The organism is Bythopirellula sp., from assembly GCF_041737835.1.
Taxonomy (GTDB): Bacteria; Planctomycetota; Planctomycetia; order Pirellulales; family Lacipirellulaceae; genus Bythopirellula.
Window position 1 is genome coordinate 68,218 of record NZ_JBGSQY010000022.1, and the last position, 20,413, is coordinate 88,630.

The 20,413-nt window shown below is 54.5% G+C and carries 16 protein-coding genes; 9 read left to right on the forward strand and 7 right to left on the reverse strand.

The features are described from left to right. Positions 1 to 43: 43 nt before the first annotated feature. Positions 44 to 2,512 carry a ComEC/Rec2 family competence protein gene (locus tag AC6T8Q_RS06685; protein WP_500678333.1) on the reverse strand — a complete coding sequence of 823 codons (2,469 nt, stop codon included), beginning with the start codon at positions 2,510 to 2,512 and terminating at the stop codon, positions 44 to 46. 228 nt (positions 2,513 to 2,740) lie between these two features. Here AC6T8Q_RS06685 and AC6T8Q_RS06690 point away from each other — a divergent pair, with 228 nt between their 5' ends. The 4 genes from AC6T8Q_RS06690 (at position 2,741) to AC6T8Q_RS06705 (ending at position 9,011) form a co-directional block, all read left to right on the forward strand. Next, the gene (locus tag AC6T8Q_RS06690; RefSeq protein WP_500678334.1) at positions 2,741 to 4,882 is read left to right on the forward strand and encodes a S9 family peptidase; all 2,142 of its coding nucleotides are present in this window, start codon (positions 2,741 to 2,743) and stop codon (positions 4,880 to 4,882) included. A gap of 111 nt (positions 4,883 to 4,993) precedes the next feature. Then, entirely contained in the window at positions 4,994 to 6,700 is a 1,707-nt protein-coding gene (locus tag AC6T8Q_RS06695) for a CotH kinase family protein (RefSeq protein ID WP_500678335.1), read from the forward strand. Positions 6,701 to 6,928: 228 nt separating this feature from the next. After that, positions 6,929 to 8,332, forward strand: a complete 1,404-nt coding sequence (locus tag AC6T8Q_RS06700; RefSeq protein WP_500678336.1) for a TrkH family potassium uptake protein — start codon at positions 6,929 to 6,931, stop codon at positions 8,330 to 8,332. A gap of 22 nt (positions 8,333 to 8,354) precedes the next feature. After that, positions 8,355 to 9,011 (forward strand): NAD-binding protein, encoded by a 657-nt coding sequence (locus AC6T8Q_RS06705; RefSeq protein WP_500678337.1) that lies wholly within the window; start codon positions 8,355 to 8,357, stop codon positions 9,009 to 9,011. 53 nt (positions 9,012 to 9,064) lie between these two features. Here the strand turns inward: AC6T8Q_RS06705 and AC6T8Q_RS06710 are convergent, their stop codons facing one another. The 4 genes from AC6T8Q_RS06710 to AC6T8Q_RS06725 are packed head-to-tail and all read right to left on the reverse strand — an operon-like array spanning position 9,065 to position 13,122. Then, positions 9,065 to 9,355, reverse strand: a complete 291-nt coding sequence (locus AC6T8Q_RS06710) for a putative quinol monooxygenase (protein ID WP_500678338.1) — start codon at positions 9,353 to 9,355, stop codon at positions 9,065 to 9,067. A gap of 42 nt (positions 9,356 to 9,397) precedes the next feature. After that, positions 9,398 to 10,444 (reverse strand): glutathione synthase, encoded by a 1,047-nt coding sequence (locus AC6T8Q_RS06715; RefSeq protein ID WP_500678339.1) that lies wholly within the window; start codon positions 10,442 to 10,444, stop codon positions 9,398 to 9,400. A gap of 21 nt (positions 10,445 to 10,465) precedes the next feature. Beyond that, the gene (locus tag AC6T8Q_RS06720) at positions 10,466 to 12,388 is read right to left on the reverse strand and encodes a flavohemoglobin expression-modulating QEGLA motif protein (protein WP_500678340.1); all 1,923 of its coding nucleotides are present in this window, start codon (positions 12,386 to 12,388) and stop codon (positions 10,466 to 10,468) included. Next, a complete protein-coding gene (locus AC6T8Q_RS06725; RefSeq protein WP_500678341.1) occupies positions 12,385 to 13,122 on the reverse strand; it encodes an N-formylglutamate amidohydrolase in 738 nt (245 codons plus the stop codon). The genes AC6T8Q_RS06720 and AC6T8Q_RS06725 overlap by 4 nt, the downstream gene beginning before the upstream one ends. Before the next feature lie 192 nt (positions 13,123 to 13,314). Here AC6T8Q_RS06725 and AC6T8Q_RS06730 point away from each other — a divergent pair, with 192 nt between their 5' ends. Next, positions 13,315 to 14,295: a DUF6807 domain-containing protein gene (locus AC6T8Q_RS06730; protein WP_500678342.1), complete on the forward strand. Its 981-nt coding sequence runs from the start codon at positions 13,315 to 13,317 to the stop codon at positions 14,293 to 14,295. Positions 14,296 to 14,297: 2 nt separating this feature from the next. On the opposite strand, the gene AC6T8Q_RS06735 is transcribed toward AC6T8Q_RS06730, so the two are convergent. Beyond that, positions 14,298 to 15,074 carry a HEAT repeat domain-containing protein gene (locus tag AC6T8Q_RS06735; protein WP_500678343.1) on the reverse strand — a complete coding sequence of 259 codons (777 nt, stop codon included), beginning with the start codon at positions 15,072 to 15,074 and terminating at the stop codon, positions 14,298 to 14,300. Positions 15,075 to 15,152: 78 nt separating this feature from the next. Then, positions 15,153 to 16,049: a peptidylprolyl isomerase gene (locus AC6T8Q_RS06740; RefSeq protein WP_500678344.1), complete on the reverse strand. Its 897-nt coding sequence runs from the start codon at positions 16,047 to 16,049 to the stop codon at positions 15,153 to 15,155. A gap of 319 nt (positions 16,050 to 16,368) precedes the next feature. Here AC6T8Q_RS06740 and xylA point away from each other — a divergent pair, with 319 nt between their 5' ends. The 4 genes from xylA (at position 16,369) to AC6T8Q_RS06760 (ending at position 20,396) form a co-directional block, all read left to right on the forward strand. After that, positions 16,369 to 17,679: a xylose isomerase gene (gene xylA / locus AC6T8Q_RS06745; protein ID WP_500678345.1), complete on the forward strand. Its 1,311-nt coding sequence runs from the start codon at positions 16,369 to 16,371 to the stop codon at positions 17,677 to 17,679. 184 nt (positions 17,680 to 17,863) lie between these two features. Continuing rightward, a complete protein-coding gene (locus AC6T8Q_RS06750; RefSeq protein WP_500678346.1) occupies positions 17,864 to 18,988 on the forward strand; it encodes a C45 family autoproteolytic acyltransferase/hydrolase in 1,125 nt (374 codons plus the stop codon). A gap of 160 nt (positions 18,989 to 19,148) precedes the next feature. Further along, complete coding sequence (locus AC6T8Q_RS06755) at positions 19,149 to 19,922, forward strand: glycosyltransferase family 2 protein (RefSeq protein WP_496922321.1); 774 nt, start codon at positions 19,149 to 19,151, stop codon at positions 19,920 to 19,922. A gap of 144 nt (positions 19,923 to 20,066) precedes the next feature. Next, positions 20,067 to 20,396, forward strand: coding sequence for an ArsR/SmtB family transcription factor (locus tag AC6T8Q_RS06760; protein WP_500678347.1), 330 nt, complete (start codon positions 20,067 to 20,069; stop codon positions 20,394 to 20,396). The last annotated feature ends 17 nt before the right edge of the window (positions 20,397 to 20,413 follow it).

Consider the following 20,413-nt stretch of genomic DNA (forward strand, 5'->3'; position numbering starts at 1 on the left):
AGGGATTTTGGGTGTTTATCGATAGGGCGTCAAAAAGCCTGAATTACTTGTTATGCAAGAAACTGCCGCGAAATGCGTGCCAAACGACTCCGGCAGAACTGACAGTAAACTCGACCGCACCGTCTTGCGAAGTATGAAAGACTTGGGCTCCCGCTTCATTGTACGAGGCCGTGGTAAATTGGGTTTGAGTAGGTTGATAGCGGCCGCTGAGGACGACCCAATCGGGCGTACACCAGTTGGCGAAACCCGGCGGGTCGCTGTTGTTGCTACCGTGATGCGGGGCGAGCAACACGTCGACGTCCAGCGGGGCTTCGGCTATCACGGCTTCAATTCCAGGAGATTTCAAATCGCCCGGCAATAGAAATCGCTGTCCTGCGAATTCTATTAACAGCAAGATGCTGTTGGCGTTGTCGAGGCCAGCCACGCCGAATTGGGGCGGATGCAGAACTTCGATGTTCACCCGTTCGTCTTCAATGGGCAGGACATCGTTCATCCAAACGACTTCCAGCGGTACGCCTGCCTGAGTGATTTTTTCTTTCAAAAAGTTGGGTGCGGTCAATTCGCCTTGCGTTGTCCAGGGATCGAACATCAAAGGTGAGACGAAAATTTGATCCACGGAAAAGCGTTCCAGCAATCCGGGTAGGCCGTTGTAGTGATCCACGTCGGCATGCGAAATCACCACGGCGTCGATGTGTGTGATGCCTTGCGACCAGAGAAAGCTCGAAATGATGTTCGTGGTTCCTTCCGGCGAGCCCAAACTGCCCGCGTCGTAAAGAAAAGTTTCGCCGGAGGGCAATTCCAAGACAACGCACGTTCCATGTCCCACCGAAAGGAACGTGCATTGCAGTTGATCGCTGGCGCGATGATTCCAAGTCGAAACGGCAAGGCCGAATGCAATCCAAAGCATTGCCAGCGCAGCCTGATTCTTAAGTTTCGGCCGCAAGTGGGGGAGCAAAGCAAACCAAGCCAGCGCGGCATAAAATACGACAAGCCACCACAGCGTTGGACCCGCGAAGTAGGCGTAACTGCCCGGCACTCGGCTGCCCAGTTCAATGATCCATTCACTCAGTAGTAGGCAGATTCCACAGACTTTCCCGAGTAGCCAAGCAATGGGAGCAAACAAAAATCCGACCGTACAAATCAGTAACCCGGAAACCAAAGCAATTGACATCGGCAGCCAAGCGAGTGGCGTTAGCACAAACGATGACGGGCTGATAATATTAAAGTTGTAAAGCAGCAACGGTGTCACCACGATCCAAGCAGCGATCGACGCCACAAATACGAGCCACACTTCTTGCTTGAATCCATTCCAAATGGTTTCCGGCCAAGTTTGATAGCTGGCGATCATGCGGTCCAAGGGATTGTTATTGTCGTGCGGCCAAAGCCAGGTAATCGAAGCGACTACGGCAGCTACCCCGAGAAAGCTTAATTGGGTTCCCGTGCGAAAGAGTTCCGCTGGATTGATGACCATTACCAGCAGAGCCGCTGCGGCAAGACAGTTCACGGTATTCTGCCTCCGAAATTCGACAATCGCAAGCAACGAGAAGACCACGAAGATTGTCGAACGGACGACAGAAGGTTGCGGCCCAACAATGGCTGCGTAAGCCAGGACGCAGAAAATTATCAGAGCGAGCCTTGTCGACTGTGAAACAGGCAGAAAACTTGCAACCAGCCCAACCAACACGGCAATGAGGCCCACGTGCATGCCGGAAACGACGACTAAATGAATCGTCCCCGTATTCATGAAGGCGTCCATGGTTTCGTCGTCGAGTTCTCCACGCACGCCCAAGGTCAGCGCTTGTGCCATGGTCTGCTGGTCGAATCCAACATAGCGAGCGATTTGTCGTTGGCACGAACGTCCCATTGCAGTCAGCCGGGTACCCAGCGACAAGGAACTTGCCGGCTCTAAAACCGACACGCAGGCGGGTGATTGAGTGAACAATTCGCAATGATGTCCCGTCGCGCGCTCGGCGAGAGAGAAATCAAACTGCCCTGGATTCATCACCGGTCTCAACTCACTCAATCGAGCGTAGATGAGCAACTGATCCCCCGGCGTAATCTCGGGCAGCACGCCGTTGACCCGTAATCGCACCGTACCGCTGACCTGCTGCCATCTTGTGCCGTTGCGCAAGCGTGTCACCTGAATTTCGACTTCACTGCGAGGCTCGGCTGGTATCGCTCGCAAAGGTGTTGTTTCCGCGGCGGGTCGCCAACTCGATGGAGTCGTGGCGGTGGCCTTCAGGCAAACCGGCTCGGTCGTGGCCGCCGCGTAACGGGCAAGATCGTTGTTAGCGCAATAATTCCACCGCAGATCGCGCCAAGACCCGCCCAAAAATAGACAGGCGAACAGCAGCGCTACGAGCGACGTACGCAAGTAATGGCCGTGATAGAGAAGTATCGCCAGGGCGGTTGCGATTCCCGCCGCCGCCCACCAATCGCTGGCCGTACGAGATTCAAACCACACCGAGCCAAATCGATCGGCCACGATGCCCAAAGCGAATGCCACAGCCATGAGTAGCAAAGGCTGCGCGGCCAGCGCATGATCGCTGGCCCTAGCTCTCGACAACCCAGATTCTGACAATTTCAGACGCATCGTGGACGTTTCGCGGCGTGGAAAATCTGAAGCTGTTTAGTGTACCGCGGGGCCTGGGCTGGCGAAATTAATTGTGCGCTTGTGGCAATACAAAAAACTCGAAACAATACCCGATTCCTTGCCTTGTCATGTCTACGGAGAATCCGCATGAAATATGCTTATCTTGAAATTCCCAGCCCACGGAAGTGGGCCAGCAGACTTTTTCTGGTTTTACTCGCGCTCGGCGGTGCGATGAATGTAACTGCCGCGGAAACACCAACCAAAATCAAATCAGCCAAGGAGCCCACCTTGATTCCCCGCAGTGTCTTGTTTGGCAATCCCCAGCGTGCGAGTGCCCGCGTCAGTCCCAATGGCAAATGGTTCAGCTACCTCGCCCCAGTGGATGGGATTCTCAATGTCTGGGTGGCTCCGATTGATGATATTTCCAAAGCCAAGCCCGTGACCAACGACAAGATTCGCGACATTCGCGGTTACTACTGGGCTTATACAGGTAATCACATCCTTTATACACAGGACAAGGCCGGCGACGAGAACTGGCACATTTATTCCACGAATGTCGATACGGGCGAAACCAAAGACCTCACGCCGCTCGACAACATTCATGCTCAAGTTCAAGACACGAGCGACAAATTCCCCAATGAAATCCTGATTGGACTCAATGATCGCATTCCTCAACTTCACGACGTGTGGCGCGTGAACATCGAAACGGGCGAACGCAAGCTCGTGCAAAAGAATGAAGGGGTTGCCGCCTACGTTACTGACAACGACTTCAATGTGCGGTTTGCCTTCAATTACACCCCCGATGGCGGCACCGCGTTGATGAAGCCCAAGAAGCCGGGCGAAACTGGCGAAGGGGCCGAATGGGAAGAGTTCATCACCACCGGTCCTGAAGATGCTATGAATACGGGCCCCGCAGGCTTCGACAAGACGGGCGATGTGCTGTATTTGCAAGACAGCCGCAATCGCGATACCGGTGGGTTGTACGCTTTGAATCTCAATACCGGCGAAACCAAGCTCATCGCCGACGATCCCCGCGCCGATGTGGGGAGTGTGATGACCCATCCCACAGAAAAAACTATCCAGGCCGTGAGCTTTAACTACACCCGCGACGAATGGAAGATTCTCGACGAAGCGATTCGCGCTGATCTCGATTATCTGGCGACCGTCGAAGATGGCGAAGTGCTGGTCACGAGTCGTACGCTGGATGACAAGCTCTGGACCGTGGCTTATCTGCTCGATGACGGTCCGATCAAGTTTTATCTTTACGACCGCGACAAAAAGGATGCTAAATTCCTGTTCAACAGTCGTGACGATCTCGAAAACTACGAGTTTTCCAAGATGCACAGTCCCATCATCAAGAGTCGCGATGGGCTAAATCTGGTTTCGTATTTAACCTTACCCAAAGGTTCCGATCCTGATGGCGATGGTGTTCCCGACAAGCCAGTCCCCTTGGTGCTCGACGTGCATGGTGGTCCTTGGGCGCGTGACGATTGGGGCTTTAACAGCTCGCATCAATGGTTGGCCGACCGCGGCTACGCCGTATTGAGCGTCAATTACCGTGGCTCGACCGGTTTTGGAAAGAATTTTGTCAACGCCGCCAACGGTGAATGGTCTCGCAAGATGCATGAAGATTTGATCGACGCTGTGAACTGGGCCGTCGACAAAGGCATTGCTCAACGTGACAAGGTCGCCATCATGGGTGGCAGCTACGGTGGTTATGCTACGCTCGTCGGTTTGACTTATACGCCCGACGTGTTTGCCTGCGGCGTCGACATTGTCGGCCCGTCGAGTTTGGTGACGCTGCTTGAGAACGTCCCGCCTTACTGGATTCCGTTCATGCCGGTGATGAAAGTCCGCGTCGGCGATGTCGACACCGAGGAAGGTCGTGCGGAATTGCTCAAGCGTTCGCCGCTGACGTTGGTGGATAAGATCGTCAAGCCGCTGCTCATCGGCCAAGGGGCCAACGACCCGCGAGTGACGCAGCTCGAAGCCGACCAAATCGTCGACGCGATGGAATCGAAGAAAATTCCTGTCACCTATGTCCTCTATCCCGACGAAGGTCACGGTTTTTCCAACGAACCGAATCGTATGTCGTTCAATGCCGTGACTGAAGCCTTTCTGGCCGAGCAACTTGGTGGGAAATTCGAACCGGTCGGCAAAGACTTTGAAGGTTCGAGCATTCATGTCCCCGTGGGCGCCGACGGCGTGCCAGGGATTGGTGATCACTTGAGTGCCGATCGCAAGGAAATGCCACCCTTGGAGGAGAAGTCTGAGAAAGCAGCCGAGTAAGTACGGCGAAACTTTCGTAGGTCAGCGCGGTTTAATCGAGTTAAGCCGGGTCGTCTCGACCCCGATCTAGTGAGAGAGACGATCCGGCTTGCTTGTTAAAAGGAACTTGCCATGCGCATCGTGTTCGCTCTGATCGTCGCCTGCCTATTCGCCACATCGCTTATCGCCCAGCCGCCCCAAGGGTTTGGGCCACCGGGCTTTGGTCCCCCTGGAGGACCCGGATTTGGTGGTCCCGGCGGACCAATGGGGCAAGAACGCAAGCTCGTGGCTGAGTTTGATGAAGATGGCGATGGACGTTTGAATCGTGCCGAGCGTGACGCGGCTCGCGAGGAGATGCCCCCGGCAGGCGAGCGACCTGGGCCCCGGTTTGGTCCCCGCAACGACCGGGAGCCTCCCGAACCAGGTGATGCTATTTCTCCCGGCGATGTGACGGATGCCTCCGAGACAGGTCTTTATGATCCCCACGTGTTGCGCACGCTGTTTTTGAACTTCGAGAACGACGATTGGCAAGAAGAACTCGCCGCCTTTTACAACACCGACGTGGATGTTCCCGCGAAATTGATCGTCGATGGTCAGGAATACCGTGACGTCGGCGTTCACTACCGCGGCAAGTCGTCTTATTTTATGGTTCCCGCCGGGTATAAGCGGTCACTGAATCTCTCGCTGGACGACGTGCATGAAGATCAACGACTCGATGGCTACAAGACGCTGAATTTATTGAATCTCAACGGCGACGACTCGATGTTGAGTTCCGCATTATATTCGCACATCGCTAGGCAATATGTTCCCGCTCCGCGAGCCAATTTGGTCCGCGTTGTGATCAATGGCGAGAATTGGGGCATCTACGGCAACGTCGAGCAGTTCAACAAAGATTTTCTCAAAGCGAATTATGCCAAGGCCAAGGGGGCCCGCTGGAAAGTCAGCGGCAGCCCCAACGGCGATGGCGGCCTGAGATACTTGGGCGAAGAGATCGAACCTTATCGCGAACGTTACGAGATCAAATCAAAAGACAACGAGAAATCGTGGCAAGCACTTATTGAATTGTGCCGCGTCTTGGAAGAAACGCCCCCTGAAGAGTTGCAGGCCAAACTCGAACCGATTTTGGATATCGAATCGACGCTATGGTTTTTGGCGCTCGACGTGGCTCTGGTCAATAGCGACGGCTATTGGACGCGGGCGAGTGATTACAGTCTATTTCTCGATGCCGACGGGCGATTCCATTTGATCCCACACGACATGAACGAAGCATTGCGCGAAGGTCATGGACCGCCGGGAGGCCGTCGCGGTCCGCCGGGAGGATTTGGCCCTCCCGATGGCCGACGTGCCGAGGGACCACCGCCGGGTGGCTCACCATTCGGTCCACCAGGGATGGGACCACCCCCAGGATTTGGCCCGCCAGGAGGTGGACGAGGCGGACCGCGCGAAGGGGGCGCAGATTTGGACCCGCTTGTCGGCTTGGAAAACGAGCGAACACCCCTACGGAGTAAATTGCTCGCCGTGCCGGAACTAAGGGAGCGCTACTTGGCAGCCGTACGCACGATTGCCGAACAGTCGCTCGATTGGGAGCAGCTTGGCCCTGTCGTGGCTGAGTACCGCGAGTTGATTGCCGACGAAGTCGCTGCCGACACGAAGAAACTAGGCACAACCGAGGGATTCTTGCAGGCTACGTCCGACGACGCGAAGACGAAGGGGTTAAAGAACTTTGTTGAACGCCGGCGGAAGTTCTTGTTGGAGAAGACCAAAGACGTTGATCTATCATTAGCCCCGGAGACCAGAAGCGGGCCATCAGGTCAGGTCCCGGATACCTCAGTTGACTAAGTGTTTTCTTTGCGTCTTTAGTGGATGGCGGCAATACACGGCCCTCACTCATGCGCCACAGAGTCGAAAACACGTTCATTGTTAATTATCAGGCATAGACGCGATTTGAAACCGACCGCCCAAAAAAGACCCGTAGGTTGTTGCCCGCTCTGATATGCTCTAACATCTTATTGTTCCAAGAGACCGACGGCGGACTTCGAATACCTCTTTTTTTTTGGTGAGCGCTCAGTGAAATTGAAGAAGCGTCGCACGATCGACAAATGGGATGTTGCGCGTCGACAAAGCCTGTTGAGTGCACGTTGGCTGACCCCGCCGCGCTTGTTTGTCGGCTCGTTTGCCGTCTTGATTCTTGTGGGCACGCTCGGCCTCCTCTTTCTGCCAGGCCTCTATACGGGCGAACCCCTTGGCTGGATAGACGCACTTTTTACTTCGACAAGCGCGGTTTGCGTGACCGGCTTGATTGTTGAGGACACCGCCACGTACTTTACCATGGCCGGGCAGGCGTGGTTACTCTTGCTGATTCAGTTGGGTGGTTTGGGGATGATTGCCTTTTCGAGCATTATTATCACCGCCTTGGGAAAGAGACTTTCGTTGCGACACGAGGCATTTTCGAACGATCTCTCTCGTGCGGCCCCTCATGTGAATATGCGCCAACTCACGTTTGACGTGCTTCGCTTTACGATCGCGATTGAACTGCTCGGTGCGATCATTTTGTATGTCTTATGGATTTCACACATGGGTTGGGTCGATGCCGCTTGGCCTGCAGTCTTCCATTCAGTGAGCGCCTTTTGCAACGCTGGATTTTCTACTTTCAGCAACAGCCTGATGAGCTTTCAGAAAGCCCCAGCGACATTGATCGTCATCATGTCTCTGATTGTCGCAGGGGGGCTGGGTTTCCTGGCTATGGAAGAAATCCATCTCCGCTATGTCGCAGGTCAACAGAATAAGATCTTCCGAATATCCTTGCACAGCCGGATCGTCGTGGTGACCACGATCGCGTTGATCCTGGGAGGATGGGTTCTCTTTGCAGGTTTTGAAAATGACGCCTCGCTGAGGCATCTTTCGATAGCCGATCAGGCAACCAATTCCTTATTCTTGAGCGTCACGGCGCGAACGGCGGGATTTAACTCCGTCGATTATTCCCAAGCGAGCGACAGTGCTAATTTCCTGACGATCATTCTGATGATGATCGGTGGATCTCCAGGTTCCACCGCCGGGGGGATCAAGACAACAACCTTCGCGCTCATTGGTTTGGTTGCCTGGTCACGGTTTATGGGGTACGAATCGACCAGTTTTGCGGGGCGATCCATACCTAAGGAAACCACCGAGCGAGCTATCGGACTCTTTGTCATGGCGTTTGGTCTGGTGACCGTCGGCATCTTGTTGCTCACAGCCATTCAGCCGGCGCAAGACCGGTTTTTAAGCCAAATGTTTGAGGTCGTCAGCGCCTTTAATACCGTCGGGCTTTCTATGGGAGAAACACCTGCCCTCAACAACCGGGGGCGGCTACTCATGGCGTTGCTCATGTTTCTGGGGCGGGTAGGTCCCTTGACGCTCGCCTCGGCTATTGCGATCGGTCAATACAGGCGTAGTAATTTCCGCTACTCGTACGAAGACGTCATCGTCGGGTAAAACGTGCTCTGAGAGAATAGTTATGAAACGATTCGTCATTGTCGGTCTGGGAAATTTTGGCGCGAGCGTCGCAGAGGCATTATTTGCCAAAGGTCATGAGGTCGTCGCGATTGATCCTGACGAGAAATCGGTCGACCGCGTGGCCCCGTTCGTCACGCGCGCGGCGGTGGGTGATGGGCGCGACGTGCAGGTGCTGGAGCGTATAGGAGCTAAGGGAGCCGATGCAGGGGTGATCAGCACTGGGGACGATATCACGGCAAGCATACTTTCGACGATGGCCCTGCACGACATCCATGTTCGCGACGTTTATGTCAAAGTCATTTCACGCGATCACGCAAGGGTAATGGATCACCTAGGTGTCACGGAATCAATCTTTCCAGAACGTGAATCTGCGATCTCACTTGGATCGCGCATGTCTGGAGTTGGTCTGTTGAATTACGTCCGACTGGGGCCAGGTTTTAGCATTCAGGAGATGGCGGTACCGGAGTGTTGGAGTGGCAAATCGCTACGCGCTTTGGAACTTCGCAGGCAATTCGGCATTTCCGTAATCGCAATTCACGATGTGCTGACAGATAAGATCGACCCTGCTCCGGATCCCGACGCCTTGTTGAAGGATTCAGAAACGCTGCTTGTCGCTGGCAAAGATGAGGATCTCGTCCGAATTGCCGAAGTCCATTAAGTGGCAATATTGGCTGGCAGGCTCGAAGCGAAGGCACCAAGGCGCATGATAGGTTAAGGAGTCGCTTGCTCCCACGTATCCAACTGCCGCGTGGCAATCCAGGGCCCTGCGACGCTCGCAAACCACGCAAAATGCTCCGAGGCGGTGTGGACGTTGAATGCCGCTTCGTCGTCGTAGCGCTCAAAGATAAATACACGCAGATCGTCGGCGGGGTCGAATGCCACGTCAAACTGCCGGCAGCCGGTTTCTTTAGTAAGCGAGTTATTCGCGTGCCGTAACACGGCCTCGCGAAACGGGCCGACGTGCTCGGGCTGAATCGTAATGTAAACCGTGACAACGAACATTGAAATTTTCCATTTAGCCGAATCGTTTCGGTTCGGTATTTGTTACAAGGTGGCCATATCAACGTTATTGAAATTGCGTTGATAGAAACCCATATATTGCACTTTTCGCTCGAGGGCTTCAATCACGGGGATCGTGAAATTTACGTTTTCAAAGCTTTGGGCACTTCCCAAACCGCCGGGACTGAAAACATTGATCTCCATCAGCTTGTTGCCAACGATGTCGAGTCCCACAAAGAACATACCGTCGGCCACGAGCTTGGGCCGCACGATTTCCGCGATCCGCAAGGCGGCGTCATCCACGACGGCTTGCGCCTTCTTGCCCCCCGCGTGAATATTGCTGCGAATGTCATCGCCGCTGCGAACCCGGCGGAAGGCGGCATATTTGCCTTTATAACGGAGCGGCTGGCCGTTCATCATAAACAGCCGCATATCCCCTTCGGCGGCGAGCGGCAGATATTCCTGCGCGACGACATACCCATCGCGTGAAATCGATTCGATCATTTGATTGAGATTGCCAAGCTGATCGCCCACGATGCGAAAGACCCCCTGCCCTCCCGAGCCTTGCAGCGGCTTAATCACCACGTCGTTGTTGTGCGAGCGTGCGAAGTCGCGAATCTCGTTGCGATCGCGGGTGATGAGCGTGGCGGGGCGCACTTCTTCGGGAAACAGCTGGAAGTACATCTTGTTGATGGCGTGATTCAGGCCGTCGGGATCGTTGAGCACAATCACCCCATGGCGCATAGCGGCTCGGCCGAAGATAATTCCCGCTTGCTGGGCCCAACTGCGAGGTCCCTGATCTTGAGCCGGATCGTTGCGCAACATCAAAATATCGAGGTCCTGCACGCTGATCCGCTCGATGATGCCGTTCGGGCCGCGTAGTTCCTGCAGGAAGGTCTTCGTGGATTTGTATTTTTGGCCCGGAGCCGTCCGCGCTCGGGCTCGAACTTGATCATCGGGATCAAACGCAAAATCGCCTGTGCCAATCATCCAGGCCTGATGGCCCTGATTGATCGCGGTCATAGCCAGCCGCGTGGTGGTGTAGCCATCTTCTTCGGTCGCAATGTTATTAACGACAAAACCAATCCGCATAAACTGTTCCTGTGAAGAGCATCAGTCTTCAATGAGATTGAGGACCGTCATCCCCGAGCCAAGTCGTTCCAGGCGTTCCGCCACGCCGGGAAGTTGCAAGTAACGCGGCTGGAGCGTCGCCGGTAATATTACCTTGCGATGCAACAACTCGCGCACGAAGCGAATATGTTCGCTCGCAATCTTACCTACGAACAAGGGGTCGAGCGTCCCCCCTTGTCCTAAATAGTCCAAGATTTCAACTAACCCCCGCAGATAGACGGCATCCTTGGTCAATCCGCCACCACGGTAGACACGCATCGTGACGGTATAAGCGACACGTTGAGCAAATTCAAACTCTTTGGCGAGCGCCCGAAAAGTTTCGACAAACGTAGCACCTTCCAGCAACATATGCACCGCCCACACTCGTGCGGCCAACAACCGCAAACGGGGCTTGCTCAAACCACCCACCAAGTATTCGCTGAGTACGGCGATGCCTTCTTGCAGCGAATCGTAACCCGCCAACCCTGTGTGTAGCAGCTTAAAGGGCTCGACCAGTCCGTTGTAATACGTGAGCAAGTGCGTGCCGACTTCATGGTGCAATAGCGCGTTGATCCGGCTACGAGGGATTTTCGCGTCGCGGCCAATTAGCAGATCGCCGTCGGAACACATCAATCCCGCGTACATGTCTTCGCGAATCACCACCTCGGCCGTGAACTGCGGCATCAGCTTTTTGTAATAGTCCACTTCCTTGCGCGCATGTTTGGCAAACTCCGCGGCGGTCACTTCGCCTTGGCTCACATCCTCGCGGCTATGAGCCTTGATTTTTTCTAGCAAACTTTGTGCCAGGCTCAGCAAACTCGCGCTCAATTCGCCGTAGACTTGTTGGCTGCCAAAGACGAATCGTTTGGTGCCCACGTCGCTGAGCATCGTGATCTTGCGGTCGAGTTCGTCGCGGCGTTCGTGAAACAATTCATGCAGCGTCGGGTCCTCGATTTTGTCGATGGCGAGTTGAAACAGCTGCCGTTTAAGTCCTGATGGTTCCATCGCGAGCGGGCGATAGTAATAACGCGGCTCAGCTTCAAAATGCCCCTTCTGAAATTCATGCCACGCAGCCTCGGCGTTCACGGGCGTAACTTGCAGGAGAAAACTAAAGCTCTTGCTGATTTCATTGAGCCGACGATCGACGAAGCGTACCGAGTTAAGAATCGTGCTACGACCGAGCGAATAAAAATGCTCGGGGGTAGCGTTGGTGTGAACCTTGCAAAAAGCGAAGAACGCCTGCTTGAGAGCCCGTCCGATGTTGCGTTTCACCATCCGCAAAACCGACGGATACAACTCCCCTGTGGAATGATTGCGATAAACGGGGCGAACGCAGATCCCCACAACTTCCGAACCCATTTCGTAAAGTTTCGCCGGGGTCAGCAGTACGGCGACACTTCCCAAAGTTGCATTTGGTGTGGTATCGACCGCCACAGCCGCCGGTTGTTTCAAATATGTGATTCGTTCCAGTTGCCGACGCAAAGCTTCGATGGTTCGCATCGGCGTATGCGGGCTGCGAGCTTCGATGGAGAATGCCGGGCGAAACTCCGTCGGTTCGAGCGCGCTTTCGGCAAAAGCCGCTTTGACGTCGGCATCTTCCGCGGACCAAACCTCAATAATTAGGAACGCTCCGAATCGCTCGCGCTGCAATTCGATAATTGTCTTCAAGAGTTGCAGTAACTCTTTTTTGACCATCAAGGGGGGAATTATCAAATACGCCGCTTCACCTTTGACCAACTCCGCCGTGCCAAAATCATTCTCAGCAGTCTGACGATACACAGCGAGAAAAGGCAACGGCCGTTCCATATAGAGCGATCCGCCACCAGGGAGATCGCATCGCACGGGTTGCCCCGCCAACAGCCGCGCATGGATGTCGTCCAAAAATTCTTGGGAAAGGGTCGATATTGAAGCGATTCCGCGGCTCAAAGCTTATCGACCTCCTCCAGCACTCCTGGGACCGTGCTTTCGAGCGCCACCGTGATCGCCGCGAGCAACGCATTAACGGGCACGCCGGTCCATTCGTCCATAAAGAATTTCTTGAACTCGATGCAGAGGTTGCAAACGGTAGTCGGGAAGGTTTCGCCAACCCACTCGGCAAAATGGCCCCCCTCGAATTTGATGTTCTCGCGGACATCGAGTTTCCCGCCAGGGAAGTCCTGTTCGCGTAAATCACTCATGAAGCGCTCCAACACAGGTCGCCATTGCGGGTGGTTGTAAGCCGTGCCGAGATTGACCTGCGGATTGAGTTGGGGATCGTCAAAAGGTGCCTGTGGCCCAAGGCGGTGATGATTGTAAGTATGTAGTTCGTAAATCACCACGCGGCCATGCTCGGCCACCTTGCGGGTGAGCAGTTCCTTGACCGTCTCGTAAAACTCGGCACGGATCGCTCGCGAGCGATCTAACACGTCTTCGGCCAAAGGCTCGTGCCAGACCGTCAGACCCCAGGCATCCGCTGGCGTCTGGTAAACCGCCTTTTCGCGTGGCCGGTTAAGGTCGACCTCAAACCGCGAACGACGCGCAATCACTTTTGTCGGCGCGATAGCAGTCCACACGGCCGTGAAAGGATCTTCCTCTCGCAACCGGTCGGCTTCCGACAAGGCGAAGAGCGGTAAGAGCTCTTCGCGAACGTCGTGTCCATCATGCAGGGCAACCGCAACCACGGGGCCTGAACCCTCGACAATTTCCCAAGCTTGACCAGCGATGACGGCACCTCATTGAATAGGACTGTTTCGTTGCAAAGTTCACATGATATTTTCGCAAACTGTACGAGGGAAGTAGAGGTGCGCCATTTAACCCAGCGACGAAGTCATGTTAAGCTGGTCTGACTCTTCGTGCTTGTCTGGGAGATTTGTATGCGATTCTTAGGCCTCATCGTTAGCTTTTGTGTGTTATTTCAGAGTGTATGCTTGGCCACGGAAACGCCGCACAAGCTCTCGTTGAGCCAAGAAGACGATGGTGTAACGATCAACATCGATGGCGAATTATTTACCCGTTATCTGACCAAATCCGGTACGCGACCCGTCCTTTGGCCGGTGATTGGTCCAACGGGTAAGCACTTCACGCGCGCCTATCCCGTGGGTGAGGGCCCTGCCGGAGAAGCCCAAGATCATATTCATCACCGTTCGGTTTGGGTTGGCTACGAAGGGATCAACGGCATCGATTTCTGGCATGAACCCGGCTCGGGGGACAAGCCCTTTCCCTTTGGTGAACAACGGCAGCGAGAATTCGTTCGTGCTGAAACCGACGGCGAAACGGCGACCATCATCACAAAGAATGATTGGCTCGCGCCGGATGGCGAAAAAGTTTGTGAAGACGAACGCACATGGACCTTCGGCACGGACGGCGAAGACCGCTGGCTCGATTGCCGCTTGGTGCTGACAGCCAGCGAAGGTGACTTAAAATTTTCTGACAGCAAGGAAGGTGTCTTTGCCTTGCGAGTCGCCGACAGCATGAACGTCGACCACAAGCAAGGTGGCCAAATTGTCAGTAGCCGTGGGCTTTCCGACGAGGCGGCGTGGGCACAGCCGGCCGAATGGGTCGACTATCAAGGGCCCATCGACGGCGAACAGGTGGGGGTCGCGATTTTTGCTCACCCCGAAAGCTTGAACTATCCCGCACCCTGGCACGTGCGAACTTACGGCCTCTTCGCTGGGAACCCTTTAGGTAAGCTCGCCTTCACGGACGGTGATGGCGATGTTCGCAAACGATCACTCCGCATGACCTTGCCGAAGGGAGATTCGCTAGTTTTGCACTATCGTATCGTGTTGCATCGGGGTGACGAAAAGGAAGCGAAGCTGGCTGAGAAGTACAAAGCCTACAGCGAAGCTCATTAAGATTACCATGGGGCGTAGAGATGTTTATAGATGTCTGGACGTTCGTCTTTGAGCCACACACAGAAGTCAGCGATAGCTTGATTCCGCTGAGCGACTTTTTCATGGTAACTGATAGGCTCGTATGCTGTGACCATTTCGTTACCACCTGAAAAAAACGCACCTTCAGCATACTCGTAGCCATGAAAATCATCGAGGTCTTTGCCTGTAAGAGCCTTTAGGCCAAGGTTACCCATATGCCGAGGCATATAGTAGTCGCTCTCTAGCATGGTTATGAGTCGACGGATGACGTTAGCTTCCCCAAGTTCGGCCAATGATTTGGTCGCTGCGTGGCGAACAAAATCCGGTTGTTTTTCATCTTCCATAAGATGCCGGAGTCGGCGATGACCACCATATATCTTCAAATCACCCAGGTGCCAGGCACAATGGTATCGAATCTTATCGCTTTGGTCGGCGAGGCCATGGTGAGCTATGGTTTCCCCAGCTTCTTCACCAAAATATTCCGTAAGAACTTCGTAGCAGCGCATCCGGATGCCATCATCTTCATGCCGCTTTGCCTGGCGTTTCAAGAGGCTGATGGCAGCTTCACCAAGCGTGGCAAACTCTTTCTGAATGGCAGACACCTCACGCCATTCTTTAGCTTCGATTAACCGCTTAACGGCGTCTTCGGCGAGTTGGTGTTGTTGCTCGCTTTTCGTAGTTGCCGAATTTTCTGCGCCAAAAGTAGATAACGCGAGAAAGAGCCAACAATAGCAAGTAAGAACGCTTCTTGTGATACTCATATCAATGTCCCCTGCAAACTAGAGGTACACATTCGATTACGATTATGACAAATCGTTAAGAAAATTGCACGCCCAGCGCTAGCGACCCGACCGACGGCCACTTAATGCGATTATACCAATTGCAAGCAATCCTATTGTGCTTGGCTCAGGCACGGTAGCAAGACTCGCCAGCGGTACTGATTGACCAACTGATTGTTGCCAAATGAGAAAATCTTTTCCATCAACACGACCATCTCCGTTGCCATCGGCTTCGGCTTTGGTGGTCGAACCATAATCAGCTTGCCAGATGGTCAGATCGGCCTGATTCACAACCCTGTCCAAGTTATAATCTCCGGCGGGCAGATTCAAAATTGAGACATCGGATATGACAACGGCTTCGGTATTGAAGACATTTTGTTGAGCGATCACCTTTTGGAGATCGGTCACCGGAAAATCCGTGAATGCGCCACCCGCGTTAACGCGCGACAGTGCGGCGATACTGTCGACAACGGACATGCCCGTGCCCAGCACCCGGCCAAAGACGGTGAACCCACCGTTTTGATTGTCGAGATTGCTGCTATTGTTTGCCAGGTTGAAAAACCATTGGCTGGTGGCACTGTTCGGATCTCCACCCAGTTTGGCATAGGCAACTGTTCCGCGAAGATTCGAAATACCAAACTCGTTCTGCACGGCCGGGTAGGTCACCACATTGGTAGGGTGAAAAACATCGGGGCTTAGACTAAAACCGCCTCCTTGCACGATGAAGCCTGGCACGCTGCGGTGAATGACCGTGCCGTCCCAACGATTGGCGTTCGCGTAGCTTTTAAAATTGTTCACCGAGAGCGGTGTGGCCGAGTCGTACAACCTCACGTTGATCGTGCCGAGTGTCGTCTGAAACCGCGCAATTGTAGCGCTGGCGGTCTGTGTGCAAAGCGTCACTATAAGTATCAGGGCTGCGACGCGCGCGGCCGTGAGCTGGGAAAAGCGCAAATTCATTATGACGACGTTCTGTTCCGTGAGAGCGAGCCGTGGTGCCGATCAAATGAGTGATTTCAATGGCTAGCCTTCATGGTAGTACGGCTGTCGCAAGCCGTCCACAAAACGGCCCGTTCGCATCACCGCAAAAACTACCTATTTTGTCGCAAATTCATAGATTTTTCGGCCTTGTGGAATCCTGACATCAGCCGGGCCAACCGCTAGAATCGATGGATTAGGAACTCGCCGGGCAAGACACTTGGCTGCCGCGAGTTTCCCAACGAATTAACTCCTCTCGCCTCGTCGCGAATTGTAAACGATTACAAAGGTTCAACTTATCATGGCCGCGTTTCCCGAAATCAGCCGTATTCCCTTCGAAGGCCCCCAAAGCAAGAACCCACTGGCCTTCCGCTACTACGATGCCGACGAAAAAGTGGAAGGCCGCACGATGCGCGACCACTTGCGGTTCAGCGTTGTGTACTGGCACACGTTCCGCGGCACGGGAAGCGACCCTTTTGGACCGGGCACGGCAGTGCGACCCTGGGAAGATGGCTCCGATTCAGTCGAGAATGCCAAGAACCGCGCTCGCGTGGCGTTTGAGTTCATCGACAAACTCGGCGCGCCGTTCTATGCCTTCCACGATCGCGATGTCGCCCCAGAAGGGAAGTCGCTCGCCGAATCCAATAAGAATCTCGACGCCGTTGCCGCGGTGCTCAAGGAAGAGCAGGAGCGGACCGGTATCAAGCTTTTATGGGGCACGGCGAACATGTTCAGTAACCCGCGCTACATGCACGGGGCGGCAACTAGCCCCAATAGCGAAGTCTTCGCCTATGCCGCCGCCCAAGTGAAGAAGGCCCTTGAAGTCACCCACGAGCTGGGCGGAGCGGGCTACACGTTCTGGGGCGGCCGCGAAGGTTATCAAAATCTTTGGAACACCAACATGCAGCGCGAGCTCGATAATCTGGCTCGCTTCCTGCACATGGCCGTCGACTATGCCAAGCAAATCGGCTTCAAAGGTCAGTTTTATATCGAGCCCAAACCCAAGGAACCCACCAAGCATCAATACGACAGCGATGCCGCGGCATGTCTCAACTTCCTACGCCAATATGATCTGCTCGATCATTTGAAGCTGAATCTCGAAACCAATCACGCAACGTTGGCGGGGCACACGATGCAGCACGAACTCGACGTGGCCGGCTCGGCTGGAGCGTTGGGTTCGATCGATGCCAACACGGGCGACATGCTGTTGGGTTGGGATACCGATCAATTTCCCACCGACATTTATCTCACCACCCAGTGTATGTATGAGATTCTCAAGTATGGCGGGCTGAAGACGGGCGGCGTGAATTTCGATGCCAAGGTTCGCCGCGAGAGCTTCGAGCCAATCGATCTGTTCTATGCCCACATCGGTGGCATGGACGCATTTGCCCGTGGTCTGAAAATCGCCGCCGCCATTCGTGCCGACGGCAAACTCGAAGGGATTCTTAAGGAACGTTACGCCAGCTGGGATAGCGGTCTCGGCGCCGAAATCGAAGGGGGCAAGCATTCGCTCGCTTCGCTGGAAAAGGTTGCGCTTGAAAAGGGTGAAATCAGCGGCAACCGCAGTGGACGCCAGGAAATGATCGAAAACTTGATCAACACCTACCTTTAATTCCTGCCAGCATTCCTTTTAAACCGGTAATCTGCGCTAATTATCGCTAATATTTTATTAGCGCCCTTTAGCGTGGATTAGCGGTTTTGCTTTTCACAGTGTAATTCAGTCGCTGTTGGTCGAATCGTGTGGAGCGCTATAATTACGGCGTAACGGATTCCTTTGGTGATTGTTGGGCCTTCTCATGATTCGCGCTTTAGTGTTTCTGTTCGTCGTTGCGTTATGTTGCTCGCGGCTTTGCGGAGAAGAACTCTTTCCCACGGCACGGCATGGTCTTGGTGAATTGCGGTATATCAATTCAATTCCCGTGGTGACTTTGGTGGGCACGCCGGAAGAAATTGGCGAGCAACATGCCGCGCTCTTGGCGAAGCATTCCAGCGATTTGCTCGGCTTTCCCAAACGATTGTTCATTGAATCGGGGATGGAATTCTTTTATCCGCTAGCCGCCCAGGCGGGGAGAACGCTCATGCTCAATGCGCCCGAGCGGTACCAGCGAGAAATCAATGCCGCAGCCAACCAAGGCAAACTCGATCTGGAAACCTTGGCCGTGGGAAACACGTTGCTCGAATTGCGGCGAATCGGTTGTTCCACCTTGATTGTCGAACCAAGCAAAAGCGCCACCGGCAAAATGCTTTTTGGTCGAAACTTCGATTTCCCGCCGTTTGGTGTGCTCGATCGTTTTAGCGTGGTCAGCATCGTGAAACCCACGGGCAAACATGCTTTCGTGTCGATTGGTTATCCCGGCATGATGGGTGTCATCTCGGGCATGAACGACGCGGGACTCTGCGTGGCGACGCTCGATGTTTATGACTCGGCGGATGGTTCCAGCCACTTCGATGCCTTGGGCGTGCCCATGACCCTCACCTTTCGACAAATCTTAGAAGAATGCACGACCGTCGCCGAGGCCGAAGCGTTGCTCAAGCGTACGCGCGCCACCACACAGGCCAACCTCGCGGTGTGCGATCCAGAGCAGGCCGTTATTTTTGAGATTACGCCGAAGCAAATCGCCCGACGCGATGCCACACAGGGTGTGCTGCCTTGCACGAACCACTTCCGCATGCCGGGATTAATTATCAACGACGAGTGCTGGCGTTATGACCGCCTGCAGACCGCCGGGCAGAAGTCGGCTCTGGGCGTTGCCGACATTCAGGCGGCATTGCATAGTGCCAACCAGGGCGAGATGACGCTGCAAACAATGGTCTTCGAGCCCACGGATTTGGTTCTGCACCTGGCGCTCGGCACGCCCCCCAGTTCCGCGCACACGATGCAGCGGCTAGAACTTAAAGAATTGCTCGCGCCAGCAGAGTGATCGATTCACCGCCTGTTAAACTTTGACGCCTCGGTGTTCTGGCGAAAGCGTTGAAGCGACGCCGTGCGAAACAATTTTGTTGAGCGCACAGGCCGCAATCGGCGATTTTTTCTAATGGATAGACTCGCCGATCTCTTTCTCGCTTCTGCAGGACTCACCCGTGGCTACACCCGACCTCTCGAAGTTGACTGCTATCATTCGCACCTTTGATCAACCCAAGGCCCTGAGTCGCTTGGTGAGCAGCATTCGCAAGTTTCACCCCGAACTCAAAGTGTTGGTGGCCGACGACGGCGTCGAGCCGACAAAATGCAAGCAAGCCGATTACTTCCGCCTGCCGAGCGAAAAAGGCCAAGCTGCGGCGCACAATGCCCTGCTTGCCCGAGTACGCACGCCCTATTTCCTGATGCTCGACAATCGTGCTGAAATCCACCGCGATAGTCAGCTCGTAACCTTGCTGGATCTCGTGGCAAGCGACCGGCTCGACGTGGCAGCGGGGGAAATCATCGGTTCGGCAAAGAAACTTTGGTTCTTCACAAAACGCAAGCCACTGCCCCAGCACGCCCTCTTGGAAATTGCTGGTGACCGTCTCGGCTTGATTGCAGGCTCACGCTCCCAAGGCGATGGTTTTTGGTGGTGCGATCTCGTGGGCAACTTCTTCGTGGCCCGCACGGATCGGGTGCGTGCCATGGGGGGCTGGGATCCCGAACTCCGTGACGATGCTCGCGAGGAGTTTTTCTTCCGTGCCCACCGCCATGGCATCCGCGTCGGCTTTCAGTCGGCCGCTTCGATCTGGCTGTGGCAGGAGAAAACCAAAGCCACCGAAGAGCCACAGCACGATCTGCTGGGACTCGCCGTTGCTAAGATGGGCCTTTCGCAGATGTCCGATCTCACGGGGCGGGTGATTCGTCCCCCCCGGATGGCCCGGGCGGCATAGCTCGTTCTGGCCGCTATTACCGGATCGCGTGGCGATCCGGCTATTCGCTGTGCCTAATGTTGCCTAGCTTGCCATGTTCGCAGCAAGTTTCCTTACTTGAATATATCGGAATCTTCCGATATATTTGAGTAGAAAGGAAATCCCATGGCTGCACAAACAGGTTCTAAAGCAAAAACACAGCGACGCAAAACGCTGACCCCCGAGGCATTTGCGCACGCTGCCGAATGCCTCAAGATTCTTGCGCATCCCCATCGGCTCAAGATCGTGCAACTGCTCCTCGATCACGAATATACCGTGGGCGAACTGGCCGAAGCCTGCGAAATTGTTCCCCACATGGCGTCGGAGCATCTGCGACTGATGCAGCGCTGTGGTTTTCTGGATAGCACCAAAGATGGCCAGCGGCGTTATTATCGCGTCGTCGAACCGCAATTGGCCAATATCATTCATTGTGTCGAGCAGCGTTTCGGGAGTTAGACTCCCAGGAGGTTGTC

What these genes read in the sequence shown, in the direction of transcription:
- AC6T8Q_RS06740 (WP_500678344.1), bottom strand. Translation starts at nt 16,049, where the DNA reads ATGAATTTGCGCTTTTCCCAGCTCACGGCCGCGCGCGTCGCAGCCCTG.
- AC6T8Q_RS06710 (WP_500678338.1), bottom strand. Translation starts at nt 9,355, where the DNA reads ATGTTCGTTGTCACGGTTTACATTACGATTCAGCCCGAGCACGTCGGC.
- AC6T8Q_RS06705 (WP_500678337.1), top strand. Translation starts at nt 8,355, where the DNA reads ATGAAACGATTCGTCATTGTCGGTCTGGGAAATTTTGGCGCGAGCGTC.
- AC6T8Q_RS06685 (WP_500678333.1), bottom strand. Translation starts at nt 2,512, where the DNA reads ATGGCTGTGGCATTCGCTTTGGGCATCGTGGCCGATCGATTTGGCTCG.
- AC6T8Q_RS06750 (WP_500678346.1), top strand. Translation starts at nt 17,864, where the DNA reads ATGATTCGCGCTTTAGTGTTTCTGTTCGTCGTTGCGTTATGTTGCTCG.
- AC6T8Q_RS06690 (WP_500678334.1), top strand. Translation starts at nt 2,741, where the DNA reads ATGAAATATGCTTATCTTGAAATTCCCAGCCCACGGAAGTGGGCCAGC.
- xylA (WP_500678345.1), top strand. Translation starts at nt 16,369, where the DNA reads ATGGCCGCGTTTCCCGAAATCAGCCGTATTCCCTTCGAAGGCCCCCAA.
- AC6T8Q_RS06715 (WP_500678339.1), bottom strand. Translation starts at nt 10,444, where the DNA reads ATGCGGATTGGTTTTGTCGTTAATAACATTGCGACCGAAGAAGATGGC.
- AC6T8Q_RS06760 (WP_500678347.1), top strand. Translation starts at nt 20,067, where the DNA reads ATGGCTGCACAAACAGGTTCTAAAGCAAAAACACAGCGACGCAAAACG.
- AC6T8Q_RS06730 (WP_500678342.1), top strand. Translation starts at nt 13,315, where the DNA reads ATGCGATTCTTAGGCCTCATCGTTAGCTTTTGTGTGTTATTTCAGAGT.
- AC6T8Q_RS06735 (WP_500678343.1), bottom strand. Translation starts at nt 15,074, where the DNA reads ATGAGTATCACAAGAAGCGTTCTTACTTGCTATTGTTGGCTCTTTCTC.
- AC6T8Q_RS06695 (WP_500678335.1), top strand. Translation starts at nt 4,994, where the DNA reads ATGCGCATCGTGTTCGCTCTGATCGTCGCCTGCCTATTCGCCACATCG.